This window comes from Terribacillus halophilus (genome assembly GCF_900101385.1).
GTDB classification, from domain to species: domain Bacteria; phylum Bacillota; class Bacilli; order Bacillales; family Amphibacillaceae; genus Terribacillus; species Terribacillus halophilus.
In genome coordinates this window covers 23,989-42,155 of record NZ_FMZB01000006.1, presented here as the reverse complement: position 1 = coordinate 42,155, position 18,167 = coordinate 23,989, and the positions used below count along the sequence as shown (strand labels likewise).

The window sequence follows — 18,167 nt, the reverse complement described above, 5'->3', positions numbered from 1 at the left end:
ACGAGAGGGGTTTTATCTTGCAAGGCGTTTGTCAACAAATCGCTTCATCCGTTTCATCGCTTCGGTCAGCTGCTTCATGGAAGTTGCGTATGAACAGCGGATATAGCCTTCCCCACTTTCCCCGAATACACTTCCGGGTACAACGGCAACCTTTTCTTCCATCAACAAAGCTTCCGCAAAGGCTTCCGAGCTCATTCCGGTCTCCTTGATAGACGGGAAGATATAGAAAGCTCCACCAGGTCTGTTCGTCATCAAACCCATTTCCTCAAAGGATGAAGTGACGAAATTCCGCCGTTGCCGATAGCTTTTCTTCATATGTTCCACACTTGCAGATCCGCTGCGCAGCGCTTCGACTGCACCGTATTGAGCCATGGTTGGCGCGCACATGATCGTATACTGATGAATTTTCGTCATTGCTTGGATCAGTTCCACAGGTCCTGCGGCATAGCCGAGACGCCAGCCTGTCATCGCAAATGACTTGGAGAATCCAGAGATGAGGATGGTGCGTTCCTGCATACCAGGCAAACTGGAAAAGCTGACATAATCAGCTTCATAGCTAAGTTCTGCATATATCTCATCAGATAGGACGAGTAAATCGTGTGCCTCCACAAGCTCTGCAATCGGCAGCAATTCCTCCCGATTCAGCATCGTGCCTGTCGGATTGTTCGGATTACATAGGATGATTGCCTTGGTTTTCGGCGTAAGGGCTTTCTCCAGCTCTTCTGGCTGCAGTTTGAAGCCATTCTCCGCCTTCGTACCGACAGAGATCGGCACACCGCCTGCCAATGTCACAGCCGAAGCATAGGCCACAAAGCACGGTTCGACGATGATAACCTCATCACCAGGGTTGAGGATTGCCCGCAAGGCAATATCGATGGCCTGGCTGGCTCCTACTGTCACGATCACTTGATCTGCAGGACGATAAGAAACGGAATAAGTCGTTTTAAGGTAATCAGCTATCAATTCCCTCAGTTCCATCAGCCCAGCATTGGCCGTATAGGCCGTATAACCTTGCTCGAGTGAATGATAGCTCGCTTCGATTACATTCCACGGCGTGACGAAATCTGGTTCCCCAACACCCAGCGAGATGACATTATCCATCGTCGAAGCCAGATCGAAGAAACGCCGGATTCCGGATGGTTTCAATGCCTCTACATGTTCCGCAATGAAACGGCTTGTACCGGGACTCATGGGCTCACCGGCATTCTGCGGTCGTTATCGTCATCCTCACCGAAAATGATGCCATCATGTTTATACTTTTTCAGGATGAAATGTGTTGTCGTCGAAATGACTGTGTCCAGAGTGGACAGCTTTTCGGATACAAAGCGTGCAACCTGCGACATTGTTTTCCCTTCCACTGAAACGGAAAGATCATATGCACCCGACATCAAGTAGACAGCTTTCACTTCCGGGAAACGATAAATCCGCTCTGCTACATCGTTGAATCCCTTGCCTCGTATAGGTGTCACTTTTACATCTATCATAGCGGTCACTCCTTCATAACCGCGTACTTCTGTCCAATCAATCAGCGTTGAATAGCCGTGAACGATCTGCATCTCCTCGAATTTTTTGATGGCAGATTCCACTTCCTCAGCAGACATCTCTACCATGCGCGCTATCATATGTACATCCATTCTGCCGTTTTTTTCTAATAGCTCGAGTATTTCTATTTCTTTCTTATCCAAGTCTGTCACTCCCCTAATGCCTTAATGATGTAAGTTTTATTTTATCTGAAATAAAAAGATTGAGAAACCGAAAACGGATACATCGACAATATAGCTATCAATTGTGAATTTTTTGTTGGAACCTCCACTCATACTATATCATTCGATTATGATACTGAAAAAAGGACGAATATGCTATGGTATATTGTAGCTAAATAAAGAAAAGGATGTTCGATATGCATATAGCAATCATTGGAGCCGGAATAGCTGGATCCGTCACCGCTTATAAGCTGGCCAAAGCTGGCATGCAGGTAACTGTGGTCGATCGTTTCGATGATGGACAAGCAACAGACGCTGCCGCCGGAATTGTGTGTCCGTGGCTGTCTCAGCGACGGAATAAGGATTGGTACCAGCTTGCCAAGGGCGGAGCCCGTTATTACCCAGAAATCATCGAGGAACTTCGCCTTGACGGAGAAGAGGAAACAGGCTACGCCCGAGTGGGCGCCTTAAGTCTGCATCAAGATTCGAAGAAACTTGATGCCATGCAGGATCGGGCAGAGAAACGGAAAGCGGATGCACCGGAAATCGGTACGATCACCCGACTCGATGAGGAAGACGCACGCAATCTGTTTCCTTTGCTTGCACCTGGATATGGCGCCGTCCATGTAAGCGGTGCAGCTCGTGTCGATGGCCGGGCTTTACGTAACAGCTTGCACCGAGCAGCCAAGAAATACAACGCACGTTTCATCGCGGCCGAAGCCCACCTTTCCATGAGAGAAGGAGCAATTGTCGTCACAGCCGGCGATGAAGAATGGACTCCTGATCAAGTTGCTGTCACAGCAGGCGCTTGGACTAAACAGCTGTTAGCGCCATTGGACTATAACATGCAAGTCAGTTTCCAGAAAGCACAAATCTGCCATTTGCAGCTGCAAGATAGGATGACAGATGAATGGCCAGTGATTATGCCTCCAAATGACCAATACCTGCTAGCTTTCCCTGATGGAAGAATCGTGGCTGGTGCTACGCACGAAAATGATACCGAAATGGATACAAGCATCACTGCTGGCGGGGTGCATGAAGTGCTGACGAAAGCCATGCAGCTTGCTCCAGGACTTGCCGAAGCTGGATTGACCGAGACAAGAGTCGGCTTCCGTCCATTCACACCCGGCTTCTTGCCAGTATTCGGCCGTATGCCACAGCATCAGAATCTATATGTGATGAATGGGTTAGGTGCGTCGGGGCTCACGATGGGTCCTTTTGTCGCCTACCAGCTCACCAAGCTGATGCTTGGACAGGAAACGGACATTAATATCTCTGCCTATAATCCGGAAGGCGCGTTAGCTTAAACGGAGCCCATGTTCAGCATGGGCTCTTTGTCATAACCATGAACAGCAATCCATCCTTTTCCCTTGTAAAACGATCTACTTCCCTGAACCCAGTTTTGTCGTAAAGACGGATAGCACGCTCATTGAATGCAGCTACCGTAAGGCGGTAACGTTTCTTTTGTAAATTCCCTTCGATCCAATGCTGAATCTGGGTGAAAAACATCGAGCCCTTTCCCTGTCCGGTCCTTTCAGGTGCCATGCCAATTCCAATGTCGAGAAAGGAATGATCGCTGTAATCACCACCAGGCACACGGGCATCTTCTCCGACACAGAAGTACCCGAGCAGGACCCCATTTTCATATACCCCATAATAGCCACCGACCATGAGCATCATGACGGCACCTTCCGTATAGGTGAGGTTATAAAGATCGTAAGGAGGGGCATAACGCCAATGTAATATTGTATACGCATCATCAGCAGTTAAAGATTTTATCTCATATCCCATCGATAGGACTCCTTCTATTACTTTTGCTTGTATTATAGCATTTCTCATTCACTGAGAAATGGGTATACTTGAATATAAGAAAGGACGGTAACGTTTATGGAATTACGGCAGCTGCGATATCTGGTCGAAATCGTGAAACAGAAAAGGTTGACCAAAGCAGCCGAGAACCTGCACGTATCCCAACCAGCTCTCAGCAAGACCATCAAGAGCTTGGAAGAGGAACTCGGCATCACTTTATTCAATCGAACTAACAAATCAACTACCTTGACCGATGCTGGGAAGGTCGTACATACTTACGCTCAGCAGGTGCTCGCTCAATTGGATGAAATGCAGACAACGATTCAAGATCTTACCGACTTGAAACAAGGGGCAGTTACAATCGGAATACCGCCAATCATCGGCAGTCTTTTCTTCCCGAAAGTGATGGCACGCTTTCACCAAACCTATCCGAATGTCACGATCAACATCACCGAATACGGGGCTGCTCGTGTCGTTAAAGCGGTAAATGAAGGTGAATTCGAGCTTGGGGTGGCAGTACTTCCTCTTGATGAAACAGAGTTCAACTATTATCCGATTGTCGAGGAAGACATGAAACTGATGGTGCATCGCGATCATCCGTTGGCAAATCGGGAATTGGTCGAACTCAAGGAACTGAAGAATGAAGATTTCATTTTCTATAATGAAGAATTTGCTTTGCACGATATCATGCGGAAAAGATGCATTGAAGAAGGTTTCGAACCGCATATCCTCTTCAAAAGTGCGCAATGGGATTTCATCAGTGAAATGGTTGCCGCTAACCTCGGTGTCAGCCTGCTGCCTGAGTCAATCTGTAATCGAACCTATAATGCTGACATCCGAATCATCGACTTAACGCCTTCCATCCCATGGAACTTGGCAATCATCACAAAAAAAGACAGATATATCTCTTATGCCGGCAGACGATTCATCGAATTTTTCCTCTGAATCGATATAACTATAAGTTATATATAATATGAAATATATGTATTTTACGAATACGTGGGGAACGCTGTATGATGGAGTTATCAATAATATTAGGTATGGATAACTTTCCGTTAGGAGGAAGAAATATGGTACTAAAAACGATTACCATACTTTCTCAGCTAGCGCTCATTCACGTTTTTTATTTTGCCGGTGTCGGCTTAGCACATATACTATCACTTCCGGTACCAGGCTCGATTGTAGGTCTGGTCTTGTTATTACTAAGCTTATTTGCAGGCATCGTCAAACTGGAATGGATCGAGAAAGCAGGAGGCTGGCTGTTAGCTGAACTTCTGCTTTTCTTTGTCCCCTCCGCCGTCGGCATCCTGAATTATAAGGAAATACTGAATTGGCAAGGGCTGGAGACCGTCCTGCTCATCCTGATCAGTACCTTCATCGTGATGGCCGCTACTGGATTCACTGCTGAGAAACTGTATAGACGAAAAAGAAAAGGAGGACACACATCATGACTACTGCACTCATCATTTTGATCGGCACCATCGTTACTTATGTCATTTACCGCGCTTCTAAGATCGTGTATAAAAAATGGCCGCTGCCGTTCTTTCACCCATTGCTTTTGTGTCCGCTTATTCTGATTGCAATCATTCAATTATCTCATTTAGATCCTGGCGAATATGCCTTATCTTCGAGCTTGTGGACACATATGCTTGGACCTGCGACTGTAGCCTTTGCAATCCCCATCTATAAACACGCTCACTTGCTACGCAAAAATATCATGATCATTTTGACAAGTATTGCAGCCGGGACACTGGTTGCAATCGGGTCTTCCCTGCTGTTGAGCCTTGTCATGCAATTCAATGGCGATTTACTGATCAGTATCCTGCCTCGGTCGATTACAACACCAATTGCTATCGAAGTATCGAAGACAATCGGCGGCTTACCAACATTGACGACCGTTTTCGTCATTGTCACCGGTGTGACAGGCGGGATCATCGGTCCTTACGTCATTCGTCTGATGGCACTTAAATCCCCAGTTGCCCGTGGTTTGGCACTTGGTATGGGTGCCCATGGAGTCGGCACCAACAAAGCAATGGAATATGGTGAGCAAGAAGGGACATTCTCCACGATCGGCATGATCATGGCTGCTGGTATGACATTGATTTGGGCAGGCTTGCTCATTCCTTCCTTGCTGCAGATCACCATCTTATAAAAAAAAGCATTTGCCAATATGGCAAATGCTTTTTCTTATGCATGTTTTTTACGAAGGATGAACATGCTTACTGTAATGATCACAAAAGCGGTGAAGGCCAGCAGCGGGATCGTAATGAATCCGAACCAGTTGATATAATAACCGGAGCATGGCACACCGCCCGAGCATAGACTCGCCCCCTGCAAAGCAGGCACTTTTTGGTGCAAGTAATGATAACCTGAAATGATTATGCCAAGAATACTGAGCGGCAGCACATATTTATGGATCCGCACATCGTTCTTATAAAATGCGATGCCCAGTATGATGGCAAGCGGGTACATGAGGATCCGCTGGTACCAGCAGAGCGTACATGGAACGAACTTCATGATTTCACTGAAGTAGAGGCTGCCCAGCGTAGCAATCACAGCTGTTATCCAGGCAAATAACAGACTCTTATTCATCAGTTCGCCTCCTGTGTTTCCTCATCCACCATCTCAATCAGGTCGTTCATATCTTCACCTTCGAATAGCTTTCCGTTGACGAAGATCGTAGGTGTACCTTGGACATCGAGTTCTTTTGCAAGCTCCGTATCCGTTGAAACGGCATCATCAGTGCCGTTATCTTGATAGACTTGCAGCACCTCTTCCGCTTCTTCATCGCTGACCACTTCACGCAGCTTGTCCATCAGGAACTCCTCGGTGAAACTCGTGTTCAAATCTTCGGCGAAGAGAACATCGTGGAATTTCCAGAACCCATCATCTCCAAGGACTTGGTAAACTGCCTCACTGAAACGCGCACCCTTCTTTGAGTCTGCATTGATGATTGGCATATTCATGAAATAAAAACTAGCCTTACCTGTTTCGATCAGTTCCTGATCGATCACCGGGAAATTATTATGATGGAACTCCTGGCAGTGGATGCATTTGTAATCGCCGAATTCAACTATTTTAACCGGGGCATTTTCATCACCGAGGAATGGCTGATTGCTGTAGTCGATGTCCTGTGCGTCATCGCTGCCGGAATAGGAATTGATAAGGACCAGCGCCACAACTAAAAGAACAATCGCCAAGACTACCCAAACGATGACCTTCGAGGCTTTGGAAGCAGCCTGTGATGTGTTGCCTGCGGATTTCTTCTTTGCCATCTAATCGCTCCTTTATTACAGAATTAATAGATTTCATCTTTCACATCTCATCATAACATTAAAAAGTAAAAATGGATGCCTTGCAACAAATTTGATTACAGGTTAATACTTCACTCGATTGAATTAGTTTGTGAATTGCATTACAATATAATAGTTCTGATTAAGCCCTTTTTTTATGGGTATCACGGAAGAAAAGAAGGGATTTTACTTGAAAGATTATCATTTACCACAAGCACCGGCGCGACTCAGTCTGCGAGATGCATTGCGTGTCAGATCCGCAGCTTATCCTTGGAACCGGGCAATAGGCTCAGGTCTTGCCACCTGTCTGCCGATATTGATCGGATTCCTGCTGGGTGACATCACACATGGATTCTCGGCCGCTCTAGGTGCTTTCACATTTTTATATATAGGAGCTGAAACGTATAAACAACGTGCCAAAAAACTTGCTGCAGTCGCTATCTGCCTTGCAGTATCCATGGTACTTGGAAGCTTGCTTGCCCCTTATACCATTCTACTTTCCATTGTTGCAGGCATTATCGGTGTGATTGCTTTTTATGTCCTGAACACCCTGCAGCTCCTCATTCCCGGCCCGATGTTCTTCGTCTTGATATTCTCTATGGCGACGGGGCTGCCCCTGGATCCACAGAGTGCCTGGGAAAGAGGTTTCTATGTCCTGCTCGGAGGCGCACTCTCTTGGCTGTTGGCCATGTCAAGCTGGCTATGGACGAAGAAAAACAGCGAAAAGCAAATGCTTGTCAAATCTTACCGACAGCTTATGGCTATGCTGCAGTCGATCGGGTCACCATCGTTTTATCAGATGCAGCATCTCACTGTCCTTACTTTGAAGCAAGCGGATCGAATCATCTATGCATCCAAAAGACAACCTGCAACACTTCGTTTACATGAACTGGCCGCCGACATTTTCCAAACGTTGACTCAGCTCAAAAGCAAGAATTTCTCAACGGACATTCGAAAGCCGCTGGAAGATCAACTGACTGCCGTCGTCGATGCACTTGAGGATGCAAAAGGTAATTGGCCTGCATATACAGCATCCGAAAAACCATTGCTAAAAACGCTTCAATCCGAACTGGAACAAGCATATAATCTCGCTTCACAGCAAACGGCAGAGGTTCCTGCGCAAGTCGAGACTGAATCTGCTTGGAATGTGCTTCGCAATGGTATTTCCCGCACGAACATCACTGTCCGGCACTCCTTGTTTTATGGTCTGTTTATCATGATTGCATCCTTACTGGCACATTGGCTTGGTTTCAATCGTCCATACTGGGTACCTGTTGCCTGCGCTGCTGTCCTTATCGGTGCCAATATGACCCTGACCATACACCGGGCCATTCAGCGCTCACTCGGCACCATTGTTGGTACATTAATCGGCGGATTGATTCTATCATTGGACCCGTCAGGCTTTTATCTGATCTTTATTGTCGGTCTGCTGCAGCTATGCGTGGAACTTGTGATTGTACGTAACTATGTCTTTGCCAATATGTTCATCGCTCCACTCGTCCTTGTACTGGTAGAAACAATGAATCCTGGCAATACCGTGAGCTACTTCGTGACAGCCAGAGTCGTGGATACGATTGTCGGCAGCTTGATCGCCATTTTGGCGGTTTTGCTTCTATGGCGCAGTATCCATTCCCGCTTCCTGCCAATCATAATGAAAGAAACCATTCTGCATATGCAGGAGCTGCTCCGTGCCATACACTCAGGAGGTCAGGAAAAGAAACAAACGAAAAAACTGATGAACAATTTGATCGAACTGCGCGCTGCTTATGAGCGAAGCCTAGGTGACCTCTCGGCTTCCCAGCAGCAAGCAGAGATTCTCTGGCCTGCCATCATGCACACCCAGCATGCCGGCTACTTGCTCATGTCCTACCGTAAGCACAAAGATAAATTGACGGAAGCTCAATACGACGCGATTCAGAATCAACTTGCAAGCATCATGACCAGTCTCACCACACGTCAGCCTGTTTCCTTTGAAAGGTACGAGGAACTCGACCTGCAGCAGGAGCTCCATCAGCTGCAGCTGGCGCTTTCTCACCTTTATAACAAGAATGGCGCTACTAAACTTGTACCAAATTGACCTTCTCTGTTACAGAGAAGGTTTATTCGTGTTACAGTCATCTGAACGAAGGGTACGTTTACAACGGTTAACGAGAAGATAGAGGTGTATATATCATGGAGACAAAAAAGAAGAATCGGCCAGTTGTTGCTTTGACAGGGACAAGCGGCTATATCGGCAGTCATTTACTGGATAAATTGAAGGAGCGCTTTGATATCATCGCCCTGTCCCGCAGCGGTGATAAGCGGGAAAATACAGAACATGTTACATGGCAGTCATGTGACCTGTTTTCCCAGATCGATACCGAAAAAGGACTGCATGGAGCTGACATCGCTGTTTACCTTGTTCATTCCATACGCCCTTCCGCAAAACTCACACAGGCTCGGTTTGAGGATATGGACGTCATCCTGGCCGATAATTTCGCCCAGGCTGCCAAGAAAAACGGAGTGAAGCAAATCGTGTATTTAAGCGGCATCATACCGCCAGAAGAGAAACTTTCGCGCCATCTCCGCAGCCGTTTGGAAGTAGAGAAAATCCTGGGATCCTATGGTGTGCCGGTCACAACTGTTCGTGCCGGACTTATTGTCGGCCCGAAAGGCTCCTCCTTCCCGATAGCCGAAAAATTGGTCAAACGCTTGCCTGTCATGATCCTTCCGAGCTGGACAAGGACGAAAACACCCCCGATTGCGCTTGCCGTTGTACTGACTGCCTTACAAAAGAGTGTCGGCAACCATGATGTTGCTAGCAAAGCAATTGATGTCGGCGGTCCGGAGGTCATGACGTATCAAGAAATGCTGAAGCACATTGCACATGTGACGGGGAAGAAATTCCGCAGTTTCCATATACCATTTCCGACAGTCAGGCTTTCCCGCCTATGGGTGAAATTAATCAGCGGTATACCAAAAGAGACGGTCTATCCTCTTATCGAAAGCTTGTCCCATCCGATGGTAGCACAGCCATCCCACTATGTAGAGGTTTATAGTGATGGCAAGATTTCCTTTGAGGAAGCTGCCCGGGCAGCCCTGGAAGAGGAGCAGCAAAATAAAGGTCCCAAGCATAGCAAAAATACGAAGCTCCCTTCCCTCCCATCTCGCCAGGATGTACGATCTGTTCAACGGATGCCGCTTCCCGATTTTAAAGATGCAGATTGGGCAGCCAAGCATTATATGAGCTGGTTATCCGAATCGCTCTGGCCTTTTGTTCGGACAGAAGTTGATGAGAACCACAATTGCAAAATCTATCTAACGTTTATGAAGAAATCCATATTGATCCTTTCTTACGCCAAAGAAAGAAGCACCTCTCGTTGTGCGCTTTATTATATTACTGGTGGCTTATTCGCAAATGTCAAAGAAACACAGAACGGTCGGATCGAATTCCGGCAAATACCCGGGAAAGAGGAGATGATCGTAGCAATCCACGAGTATTTGCCGTCCTTGCCATGGATTGTTTACAAATATACCCAAGCACCAATTCATATGCTTGTCATGTTCCTGTATCGGATACATCTTAAGCGACTGATCCGTAATAAGCAGCCAAATTCGCGCATAACATTGGAAAAAGGCAGCCCCTAATGAGCTGCCAAAGATCAAAAAGGATTCTCCCAGCGTGCATCAACCATAAAGTTACTATGTCAAAGATTAGTTGAGTTTCCGGCTCCTTGATACCAAAAGAGTGAATAATCGTTCATAGTAGAGGCGTGACCCAACTGGCGCAGCATTGCAGAAATATTACCCCGGTGATAGGTACCGTGATTGACTACATGCAGTACAATTTCCGATAAACGAGTTTCCCTCGTTCCAGCATATGGGTTCTCGAGCAGAATAGTCCGGTCCAAATCCTCCTGCCTTCGAAACCATTCTCTGTATTGTTCTGCCAACTGCGCGAAGTCGTTTGCGAAATGATCTGCAGAATGCAGCAGGGTCTCCTTTTCGAGAGGCATGCACATCTCCAGAGCCTCCTGCATACGGACACCATTTAAAACCCTATACCAGACGCTTTCCACTGCATAGATATGGCCAAAAGCTTGGGCGATAGTCGGAAACGAGGTGTTCACTTCTTCGCGCAGCACAGCGGATGGGAGCTCCTTGATCCGATTCAAGAGAACTTGATTAGCCCAAGAGTGGTAGTTAAACATTTGTTCAGGATGATTCATTCGTATCGTCTCCTTTTGAGATAATAGTATTGAGTTGTTGCTGATCACATTATAAAAAAAGAAGTATGACAGCAGTCTGTCATACTTCTTCATAAAGTTTAATGGTGTTTTGCAGCCTCTCTTTTAGAATGACTCGCAAGGCAAGTGGCTCGACAACTTCAGCTCCGCTGCTGAAACTCAGCAGGATCGACCATAACCATCTTGCTTTTAAAGGCTCATAAACAGGGATTCTCATCATCATGCTACCATCATCTTGAAATTGCTTATCCACCTGGTGAAACTGATCGAGCGCTTCCGCCAATGCCTCCTTCCTAACCTTTATTACCACATCAGACACCTTATTCCGCCATACATTATCGGAAGTAAGGTCTTCTTTCGGCATTTCATCATGTGGCTGAAATGTTTCCTGTGTCAAAGTCAAGTTCAGCATCCGCGACAATCGGAACTCCCTATAATCCTGTCGTTTACGGCAAAATCCATTAATGTACCAATTGCTGTACTTATAATGTAGCTGTAGTGGTTCCATATCACGTGCGGTACGTTCATTCTGTGCATTGATATAATCAAAGCGGACAACCTTCCGCTCCGTGATGCCAGAGCGCAATTGGCGAAGTGCTTCAGGCTCTGTCCGATAGCTTTCAAAGTCCACCGAGAGATTCTGATGCTTATGCTCCTCCCCAATTGTTTGCAGTCGCTCAATGGTTCCCTGTGCACGCTCATCTTCAAATACAGTGGAAAGGCTCTTGAGCACCGTTATTAGATAGTCGACATCATATGAGCCGAGCAAACTTCTGTCCATCTTGTATCCGTCCACTATGCCATAGCCACCCTTATTTCCCTGATACGATATAACTGGGATGCCCGCAGCTGAAATCACATCAATATCCCGGTAGATAGTTCTTGGGGAAACTTGAAATTCTTCAGCGAGCATAGATGCAGACAGAACTTCGTTGTTCAAAAGTTTGTAGATTATAGAGATCAAACGCTCCAATTTCATATGTGTCCCACCCTTTATCCTGATTGATCTTAAAACGTATCTCCCTATATACCGTGCTGTACATGACGTGCTGCCTTTGTCATTCCCCTCCGCCTCCATCCACTGAGAAGGAGCCATTATTATTGTGTAAGACCATATCCAATACGATCATGACAGCGATATAGGTAAGCAGATGGGATTCATCCTCTATCTGCAGCTCATATGTGTCACCCCAAGTGAACCACTTCTTCGTTACATGCATCAGCAATCCATTCTCATCCGACAGTGTGTACTTGTGAGACCACACATCGCCATCCAGGGTCCAGTTTTGCGGCTTCAACGAGAAATTGGCTTTAAAAAAGGTGAAATTCTTGGTCACTTCAGCTACCTGCCTGCCATTTTCTTCAATAATATATCTTGGCTTCCAAAAGGATAGTTGCTGCTTGATCGCAACTAGCGGCTGATCATTCAAATCGGTGATTGTCAATCGATCCTGGAAGGAGAACAGTTTACTTTTGACGCGGTAAACCTCCTGCTCCTTTTCATCAAATACTGAAAAGCTATCCTTGAAGCTGAATACTTTTTGCTTGATATAATAAGTCCCCATATTGCCGCACCTCCGCTAATATCTCTATTTCCTGGATACGAAGAGATGGGGGCTTTTGTTCCAACTTCTAGATAAGTTCTTTTTCTTTTGTTGATGTAGGCATAATAGAAACTTGACGCTGCCTCCTTGCCATTTCGCAAAACAAGATGCCAAGCAAGGTGAGCACAATATAGCTAAGACCCATGCCGTATTTACCAACTGCTTCACCCATGATGATGCCCCCTGCGCCAATCAGCTTCCCGAATTGGAACACAAAACCATGGAAGGCCATGTATGTCCCTCGTCTTGTATCATCGACCATATCAGCGAGCATGCTTTGTCGGGTTGGCACATACATCAGCTCGCCAACGGATAGGATCAATACCGCTGCCGCCAATATGAATGGGTTATTGCTGACAGCCATGATGATGAATCCCGCTCCGAACAGAATAAAGCCTGCATACATGACCAGACGTTCATTATGTCCTTTGATCAATTTGGTAACCACCCCTGTGAACAACACGATCAAAAGCGTATTCTCCACCGTCAGGAGACTGACCAATCGCAAACCGTCAATGGAAAAACTGAAACCAAATAAGGATAACCCCATTTCGGAAATGTCCTTCTCCATTCGGACTGTCAAATAATTGCTGCGCTGAAATTCAAGCGAAAGAATAGCGATTCCACCTAGAACGAACAGCAGAAATGCCGTATCTTTGCTCACGCTGCGATAACTTGCAAATAAAGATTTCAATCCCAGATTGTTCTTTTCTCCGGACATCGAGCTGACAGTATATGTCTCCTGGATGAATCCTGCAGTGACAGCCAGCGTTGCAAGTGACATGACGGCCAATCCGATAAGCAGCTGGAACATATAATCCTGGAACAACCAGCCACCAATCGTAAGACCGATCATCATGGCCAAATTATTAGCCCAATAGTTGATGGCATACATATATGCTCGCGTTTCCTGTGTACTCACATCTATCAGCATCGCCTCTTGCGCCGGCATGATCATCCCGCTGGCAACGCTGATCACCATCAGCATGGCAAAAGTAATGATCGCGGAAGTGAAGCCCGGCATATTAGCAAGTACCATTCCGATGAATGCGATCATTTTCGCCGCTTCTCCAAGCACCATCATCCGCTTCCTCCCGATCCGGTCGGCTAAGTGCCCGCCATATAGGCTCGCAAGGAACTGGATGATGACATTGATCATCATCAGCACTCCAGCAATCGTAGCATTCATTTCCCGAACGAAATAGACCGCCATGAATGGGAAAATCATCGAACCGATCATCCGGCTCATGAAAGATGTATAAATTCTTATCCGTATATTTGGATGCAGGCTTTTGAACATTTCTGCTCCCCCTCTCTCTTTTTTCCATTATGTAGAAGTTAAAAAGAGGTGAAAAGTGTATAATTCTATTAAAGATGTCACCTTTTAGGGGGGAGAAAGTTGGATATCAGTTACTACCTTTTACGAGCTCATTTATACGGGAAAGAACAGAACCAACAAGTTTCATGTACGCTGCAGGAAATCGAGGCTATTTGGCAATGCACTAGAAGGCATGTCATCCGCAAGCTGAAAAAGCTGGAGGAGCTCGGTATGCTTCGTTATCAGCCAGGGCGCGGCAGAGGACACAGTTCTGCCCTTACGTTTTTGACCGATTTCCAGGAAGAGGTTGAAAACTGTCTGTCCTATTGTATTCGCGAGGACAAGCCAACTATTCTTTTCCAGGTCTTGCAGCTGCCGATCCCTCGTCACTGGTATACGCATATGACGGAGCTGGAGCAGCTTTTCGGATACCAGCAGCAGGAAGGGCAGGATACACTTCGCACGGTCTTTAACCGACAGATTACGACGCTTGACCCTTGCAAAAGCTCAGTCACCTTCGAAAGCCATCTAATCGAACAACTCAGCGATACACTTGTCATTTATGATCAAGAAACAGATAGCGTACACCCTCATCTTGCCCATCATTGGAAAACCAATGAGGATTGTACCGAGTGGATTTTTTATTTACGCAAAGGCGTACTCTTCCATCATTTACGTGAGATGAGTGCGGCAGACATCGCTTATACAGTGGAACGATTTACTGTCGGTACCCCTTTTCATTGGCTAGTCAGGGATATTTCACAGACCGAAGTGATGGATCGCTATATAATCCGGTTCAAATTAGCCAAACCGAATCCGTTTTTTCTGCGATACATAGCAAGTGCTCATATGGCCATCTTGCCGCATGATGTACCTTTCGATGAAAATGAATGGGTAGCTACCGGCCCTTATCAACTGAAAGAACGGACTGATCAAAGAATTGTACTAGAAATCTTCCCTTCCTACTTTCATATGCGCCCCTTCCTTGACCGGATTGAAATGTGGCGCATCAAACCAGACGAAAAAGAAGTGAATTACAGCCTGCCTGATCAAAAGGGGCCGACCCAATCTCATTATGAAATCGAGCAAGGGTTCCGATTCCTTGCATTCAACTTTCATAGTGATTCCATTATCCAGGACAGATATTTCCGGGAAGCAATGTATCACTTAGTAGATACGGAGCGAATTTTTACTGAATTAAATCTGGAGCAGCAGTTTGGTAAGCTGAAGCATGCGAGCAGCTACTTTCCCGAAAACTCTTTCCCTCCCCGGAAAAGTGTAGAGGAAATGCAGCGAGCCCTGGCTAAATCAGCATATCAAGGTGAGGCACTGAAAGTTGGCGTTCTCCGTCATAAATCAGCCCTTGTGCAGGCCGAGTGGCTCGTAGAGGAAGCAGCTAAATACAACATCATGCTCGAACTATGCGAATATAACTTGGACAGCATTTATAATAATGAGGAAATGCTTGGATTTGATATGGCTTTTATGGGAGAAGTGGCGAACAGTGATCGGGAACTTTCCTTTATCGGCGCCTTCAAGAATGAAGCTTTGCTGTTTCGAACTTATTTCGGTCCCCATTTAAAGGAAATCGACGCACAATTAGATCGCTATCAACAAGGACAGACCAAGGACGAACGCAGCAGTATTGCTGAAAAAATCGAAGCTTATCTTCATATGGAAAGACTTATCATCTTTCAAAACCATCCGATCAAAGAACGAACCCATACTTCTTTTCTGCAGGATTTGGAACTGACTGGATTCGGCCACCCGAATTTCCGTAAACTGTGGATTGATAAATTGGCATAGGAAAAGCACCCTTGCTCAGGGTGCTTTTAAGGTTTCAAGATGACTTTGATACAGCCATCCGTTTTCGTGTCGAATTTTTCATAGCCTTCCTTCGCTTGATCAAGCGGCAGGATATGCGTGATGATGTCAGCAAGATTGACTTTCCGCTCCTGCAGCAGACCATGTAAATAAGGCATTGTATGGATGACAGGCGCTTGACCACTCTTGATCGTGATATTGCGCTGGAAGATGTCGCCGAATGGAAAGGCATTATAACGACCGCCATATGCCCCTGTCACTTGGATATTGCCACCCTTGCGCACACATTGCGCAGCCATGACGAATGCACCTAATGCTCCGCCCTGGAGCTTCAGCCCGCTGCCGATGAACTCCATCGGCGTCATCTTCCCGTCCATGCCGACTGCATCGATGACAACATCCGCACCACCTTTGGTGATTTCTTTCAAATATTCCCCGGTATTTTCATGCTGTTCGAAATTGACTATTTCCACTTGATTGGTTCGCTTGGCATGCTCCAGCCGATAATCGATGTAATCGACAGCGATGACTCGGCTGGCACCTTTTAGCCATGCGAATTTCTGTGCCAGCAGACCCACAGGACCACAGCCAAAAATGATAACCGTATCCCCTGGCTTCACACCCCCATTATCGACGGACCAAAACGCTGTCGATCCTGCATCTGCCAGCATAATCAACTGCTCATCCGCAACCTCTGAGTTTTCCGGTATTTTGAAAGGAACAAAATTACCATATGGAACGCGCATGTATTCTGCTTGGCCCCCTGGATAGCCGCCATTATTGTCCGAGTAGCCGAAATAAGCACCCACCTGGCCATTTTTATTGCTGTTATCACACTGACTCTCCAAGTGGTTTTGACAGAAGAAGCACTCTCCGCAGCTTACGTTGAACGGAATGACGACACGATCACCCTTTTTCACCTTTGTCACTTCGGATCCGACCTCTTCGACGACACCCATCGGCTCATGTCCGATGATATAATTCTCCGGCATATTCGGGATCATCCCATGGAACAAATGCAAATCAGATCCGCATATCGCTGTGGCAGTCAGCTTGACGATGATATCATCCGGCTTCTTGATCGAAGGTGCTTTCACTTCCTTTACGCGGATATCCTTTATCCCTTGATATGTCACTGCCTTCATGGCTGATTCTCCTTAGATTCGGTATTCGTCGGTGTCGCAAACATACCCAGACGGTCGGTATCATATGGGAATAAATCCATACTGACGACATCGATTGCTGTATTGGCTGCTTTCCTATCAAACGGATACTGTGATTTCGGGTCAGCTGGAAACAGCCAGTTGTGCTGCGCCATCAAAGCCGAAATAGCGCCCTGCATCTCGATGGCTTCATCCAAATGGCGCACCAATATTTGGCGCAATTCCGGATTCACAGCTTCGGTCACCGCAATTGCATAATTGTTCACAGCCGACTTCGCCGTGATGAGCATTTCCGTACAAATGGCCGAATCCATCAAGTCGGGCATCCCTTTTGCATTTTCCGGATCCAAGTAATCACGCATCCGCTTCGGCCCCCTTTACCAGCTGGGACTTGCTGTACAGCTCCTCCAGCTCCCTGATTTGACGTACAGAAGTTTCTACATCTTTCTCCATCAGCTGCTTGATCTTCTGATCGAACACGACACCTTGCAGGAATTTCGCTTTCATGACTGCTGTCGTTTTAAAGTTAAGCAGCTCATGGACCTCCATCGTTTCATGCGGAGCCAATTGCTGATTATCACTCATCCTCCAACCTCCTTATCTTGTTTCAGCTTGTCCCCTGAACACGTTTTTATGTATAAATGGGCCTGTTTCTCACAAGCTATCAGTAAAAAGGAGGCGTTCTGGTATGCATCATTCCGGTATCCACGAAACCATGGAAGCAATGGAATTATTAAATACATCGTGTCTTTCGCTGACAAAATCCTCCGGTATGCGCTTTTTGGCAAAAGATGATGGACTAAAAACGCTATTGAAAGTTCAAGCCGATTCGGATAAGCGCCATATCCATATGCTGCAGCGCTTTCTGAACCAGGAGGAGCCGCATGGATAAGCTTATTGAAATACTTGGATCTGCCCGGGAAATAACAGATCAAGTCATTGTGACTGATTTACTTGTCACTGTTAAAACCGGCATCATAAACACCGCGAAGGCTATAAATGAGACGAGCAATGAACAGCTGCGCACCGATTTGAAATCAAAGCTACATGAACACATCGAACAGCATGAACGTATTTTCAGTTACATGATGGAGCATGGCTATTACTTCCCACAAACTCAAACCAAGCAGATTCATGTATTGAACGAAACAGCTGAAACAGTTCTGACATTGAATAAGGACTAAGCAGGAAAGCACGAGCGTAGCGCTTGTGCTTTCTGCTTGTAAG

Annotated in this window: 21 protein-coding genes; 9 read left to right on the top strand and 12 right to left on the bottom strand. The window is 46.3% G+C overall.

Annotation, left to right across the window (positions count from 1 at the left end; all coding sequences use genetic code 11):
* Window positions 1–12: 12 nt before the first annotated feature.
* Window positions 13–1,191 carry an aminotransferase gene (locus tag BLQ53_RS11290; RefSeq protein ID WP_093727426.1) on the bottom strand — a complete coding sequence of 393 codons (1,179 nt, stop codon included), beginning with the start codon at window positions 1,189–1,191 and terminating at the stop codon, window positions 13–15.
* Complete coding sequence (locus BLQ53_RS11285; protein WP_170829672.1) at window positions 1,188–1,685, bottom strand: Lrp/AsnC family transcriptional regulator; 498 nt, start codon at window positions 1,683–1,685, stop codon at window positions 1,188–1,190. The genes BLQ53_RS11290 and BLQ53_RS11285 overlap by 4 nt, the downstream gene beginning before the upstream one ends.
* 215 nt (window positions 1,686–1,900) lie before the next feature.
* On the opposite strand from BLQ53_RS11285, the gene BLQ53_RS11280 reads away from it, so the two are divergent.
* On the top strand, window positions 1,901–3,010 hold the full coding sequence (locus BLQ53_RS11280; protein ID WP_093727424.1) for an NAD(P)/FAD-dependent oxidoreductase: 1,110 nt from the start codon (window positions 1,901–1,903) through the stop codon (window positions 3,008–3,010).
* 13 nt (window positions 3,011–3,023) lie between these two features.
* On the opposite strand, the gene BLQ53_RS11275 is transcribed toward BLQ53_RS11280, so the two are convergent.
* Window positions 3,024–3,494 carry a GNAT family N-acetyltransferase gene (locus BLQ53_RS11275; protein ID WP_170829671.1) on the bottom strand — a complete coding sequence of 157 codons (471 nt, stop codon included), beginning with the start codon at window positions 3,492–3,494 and terminating at the stop codon, window positions 3,024–3,026.
* 96 nt (window positions 3,495–3,590) lie between these two features.
* Here BLQ53_RS11275 and BLQ53_RS11270 point away from each other — a divergent pair, with 96 nt between their 5' ends.
* From BLQ53_RS11270 to BLQ53_RS11260, 3 genes are all read left to right on the top strand, one after another.
* Window positions 3,591–4,457 carry a LysR family transcriptional regulator gene (locus BLQ53_RS11270; protein ID WP_093727422.1) on the top strand — a complete coding sequence of 289 codons (867 nt, stop codon included), beginning with the start codon at window positions 3,591–3,593 and terminating at the stop codon, window positions 4,455–4,457.
* A 125-nt stretch (window positions 4,458–4,582) separates the two neighbouring features.
* Window positions 4,583–4,963, top strand: coding sequence for a CidA/LrgA family protein (locus BLQ53_RS11265; protein ID WP_170829670.1), 381 nt, complete (start codon window positions 4,583–4,585; stop codon window positions 4,961–4,963).
* Window positions 4,960–5,664, top strand: a complete 705-nt coding sequence (locus BLQ53_RS11260; RefSeq protein ID WP_093727421.1) for an LrgB family protein — start codon at window positions 4,960–4,962, stop codon at window positions 5,662–5,664. Before BLQ53_RS11265 ends, BLQ53_RS11260 begins: the two co-directional genes overlap by 4 nt.
* 35 nt (window positions 5,665–5,699) lie before the next feature.
* On the opposite strand, the gene BLQ53_RS11255 is transcribed toward BLQ53_RS11260, so the two are convergent.
* Complete coding sequence (locus BLQ53_RS11255; RefSeq protein WP_093727420.1) at window positions 5,700–6,104, bottom strand: disulfide oxidoreductase; 405 nt, start codon at window positions 6,102–6,104, stop codon at window positions 5,700–5,702.
* Complete coding sequence (locus BLQ53_RS11250) at window positions 6,104–6,787, bottom strand: DsbA family protein (RefSeq protein ID WP_093727419.1); 684 nt, start codon at window positions 6,785–6,787, stop codon at window positions 6,104–6,106. Before BLQ53_RS11250 ends, BLQ53_RS11255 begins: the two co-directional genes overlap by 1 nt.
* Window positions 6,788–6,995: 208 nt before the next feature.
* On the opposite strand from BLQ53_RS11250, the gene BLQ53_RS11245 reads away from it, so the two are divergent.
* Window positions 6,996–8,882 (top strand): FUSC family protein, encoded by a 1,887-nt coding sequence (locus BLQ53_RS11245; RefSeq protein ID WP_170829669.1) that lies wholly within the window; start codon window positions 6,996–6,998, stop codon window positions 8,880–8,882.
* Between the two features lie 95 nt (window positions 8,883–8,977).
* Complete coding sequence (locus tag BLQ53_RS11240) at window positions 8,978–10,432, top strand: NAD(P)H-binding protein (RefSeq protein ID WP_093727417.1); 1,455 nt, start codon at window positions 8,978–8,980, stop codon at window positions 10,430–10,432.
* Window positions 10,433–10,491: 59 nt separating this feature from the next.
* On the opposite strand, the gene BLQ53_RS11235 is transcribed toward BLQ53_RS11240, so the two are convergent.
* The 4 genes from BLQ53_RS11235 to BLQ53_RS11220 form a co-directional block, all read right to left on the bottom strand.
* On the bottom strand, window positions 10,492–11,013 hold the full coding sequence (locus BLQ53_RS11235; RefSeq protein ID WP_093727416.1) for a DinB family protein: 522 nt from the start codon (window positions 11,011–11,013) through the stop codon (window positions 10,492–10,494).
* A gap of 79 nt (window positions 11,014–11,092) precedes the next feature.
* Complete coding sequence (locus BLQ53_RS11230) at window positions 11,093–12,010, bottom strand: helix-turn-helix transcriptional regulator (RefSeq protein ID WP_093727415.1); 918 nt, start codon at window positions 12,008–12,010, stop codon at window positions 11,093–11,095.
* Window positions 12,011–12,089: 79 nt separating this feature from the next.
* Complete coding sequence (locus tag BLQ53_RS11225) at window positions 12,090–12,596, bottom strand: LURP-one-related/scramblase family protein (protein WP_093727414.1); 507 nt, start codon at window positions 12,594–12,596, stop codon at window positions 12,090–12,092.
* Window positions 12,597–12,663: 67 nt separating this feature from the next.
* Window positions 12,664–13,935 (bottom strand): MDR family MFS transporter, encoded by a 1,272-nt coding sequence (locus tag BLQ53_RS11220; RefSeq protein ID WP_093727413.1) that lies wholly within the window; start codon window positions 13,933–13,935, stop codon window positions 12,664–12,666.
* A 99-nt stretch (window positions 13,936–14,034) separates the two neighbouring features.
* On the opposite strand from BLQ53_RS11220, the gene BLQ53_RS11215 reads away from it, so the two are divergent.
* On the top strand, window positions 14,035–15,759 hold the full coding sequence (locus BLQ53_RS11215) for an ABC transporter substrate-binding protein (RefSeq protein WP_093727412.1): 1,725 nt from the start codon (window positions 14,035–14,037) through the stop codon (window positions 15,757–15,759).
* Window positions 15,760–15,785: 26 nt separating this feature from the next.
* Here BLQ53_RS11215 and BLQ53_RS11210 read toward each other — a convergent pair whose 3' ends face one another.
* The 3 genes from BLQ53_RS11210 to BLQ53_RS11200 are packed head-to-tail and all read right to left on the bottom strand — an operon-like array spanning window position 15,786 to window position 17,525.
* Window positions 15,786–16,922 carry a zinc-dependent alcohol dehydrogenase gene (locus BLQ53_RS11210; protein ID WP_093727411.1) on the bottom strand — a complete coding sequence of 379 codons (1,137 nt, stop codon included), beginning with the start codon at window positions 16,920–16,922 and terminating at the stop codon, window positions 15,786–15,788.
* Window positions 16,919–17,302 carry a spore coat protein gene (locus tag BLQ53_RS11205; protein WP_093727410.1) on the bottom strand — a complete coding sequence of 128 codons (384 nt, stop codon included), beginning with the start codon at window positions 17,300–17,302 and terminating at the stop codon, window positions 16,919–16,921. The genes BLQ53_RS11210 and BLQ53_RS11205 overlap by 4 nt, the downstream gene beginning before the upstream one ends.
* The gene (locus tag BLQ53_RS11200; RefSeq protein WP_093727409.1) at window positions 17,295–17,525 is read right to left on the bottom strand and encodes a spore coat protein; all 231 of its coding nucleotides are present in this window, start codon (window positions 17,523–17,525) and stop codon (window positions 17,295–17,297) included. The genes BLQ53_RS11205 and BLQ53_RS11200 overlap by 8 nt, the downstream gene beginning before the upstream one ends.
* 103 nt (window positions 17,526–17,628) lie before the next feature.
* On the opposite strand from BLQ53_RS11200, the gene BLQ53_RS11195 reads away from it, so the two are divergent.
* Both BLQ53_RS11195 and BLQ53_RS11190 read left to right on the top strand, forming a co-directional pair.
* A complete protein-coding gene (locus BLQ53_RS11195) occupies window positions 17,629–17,832 on the top strand; it encodes a hypothetical protein (protein WP_093727408.1) in 204 nt (67 codons plus the stop codon).
* Entirely contained in the window at window positions 17,825–18,124 is a 300-nt protein-coding gene (locus BLQ53_RS11190) for a spore coat protein (RefSeq protein ID WP_093727407.1), read from the top strand. Before BLQ53_RS11195 ends, BLQ53_RS11190 begins: the two co-directional genes overlap by 8 nt.
* The last annotated feature ends 43 nt before the right edge of the window (window positions 18,125–18,167 follow it).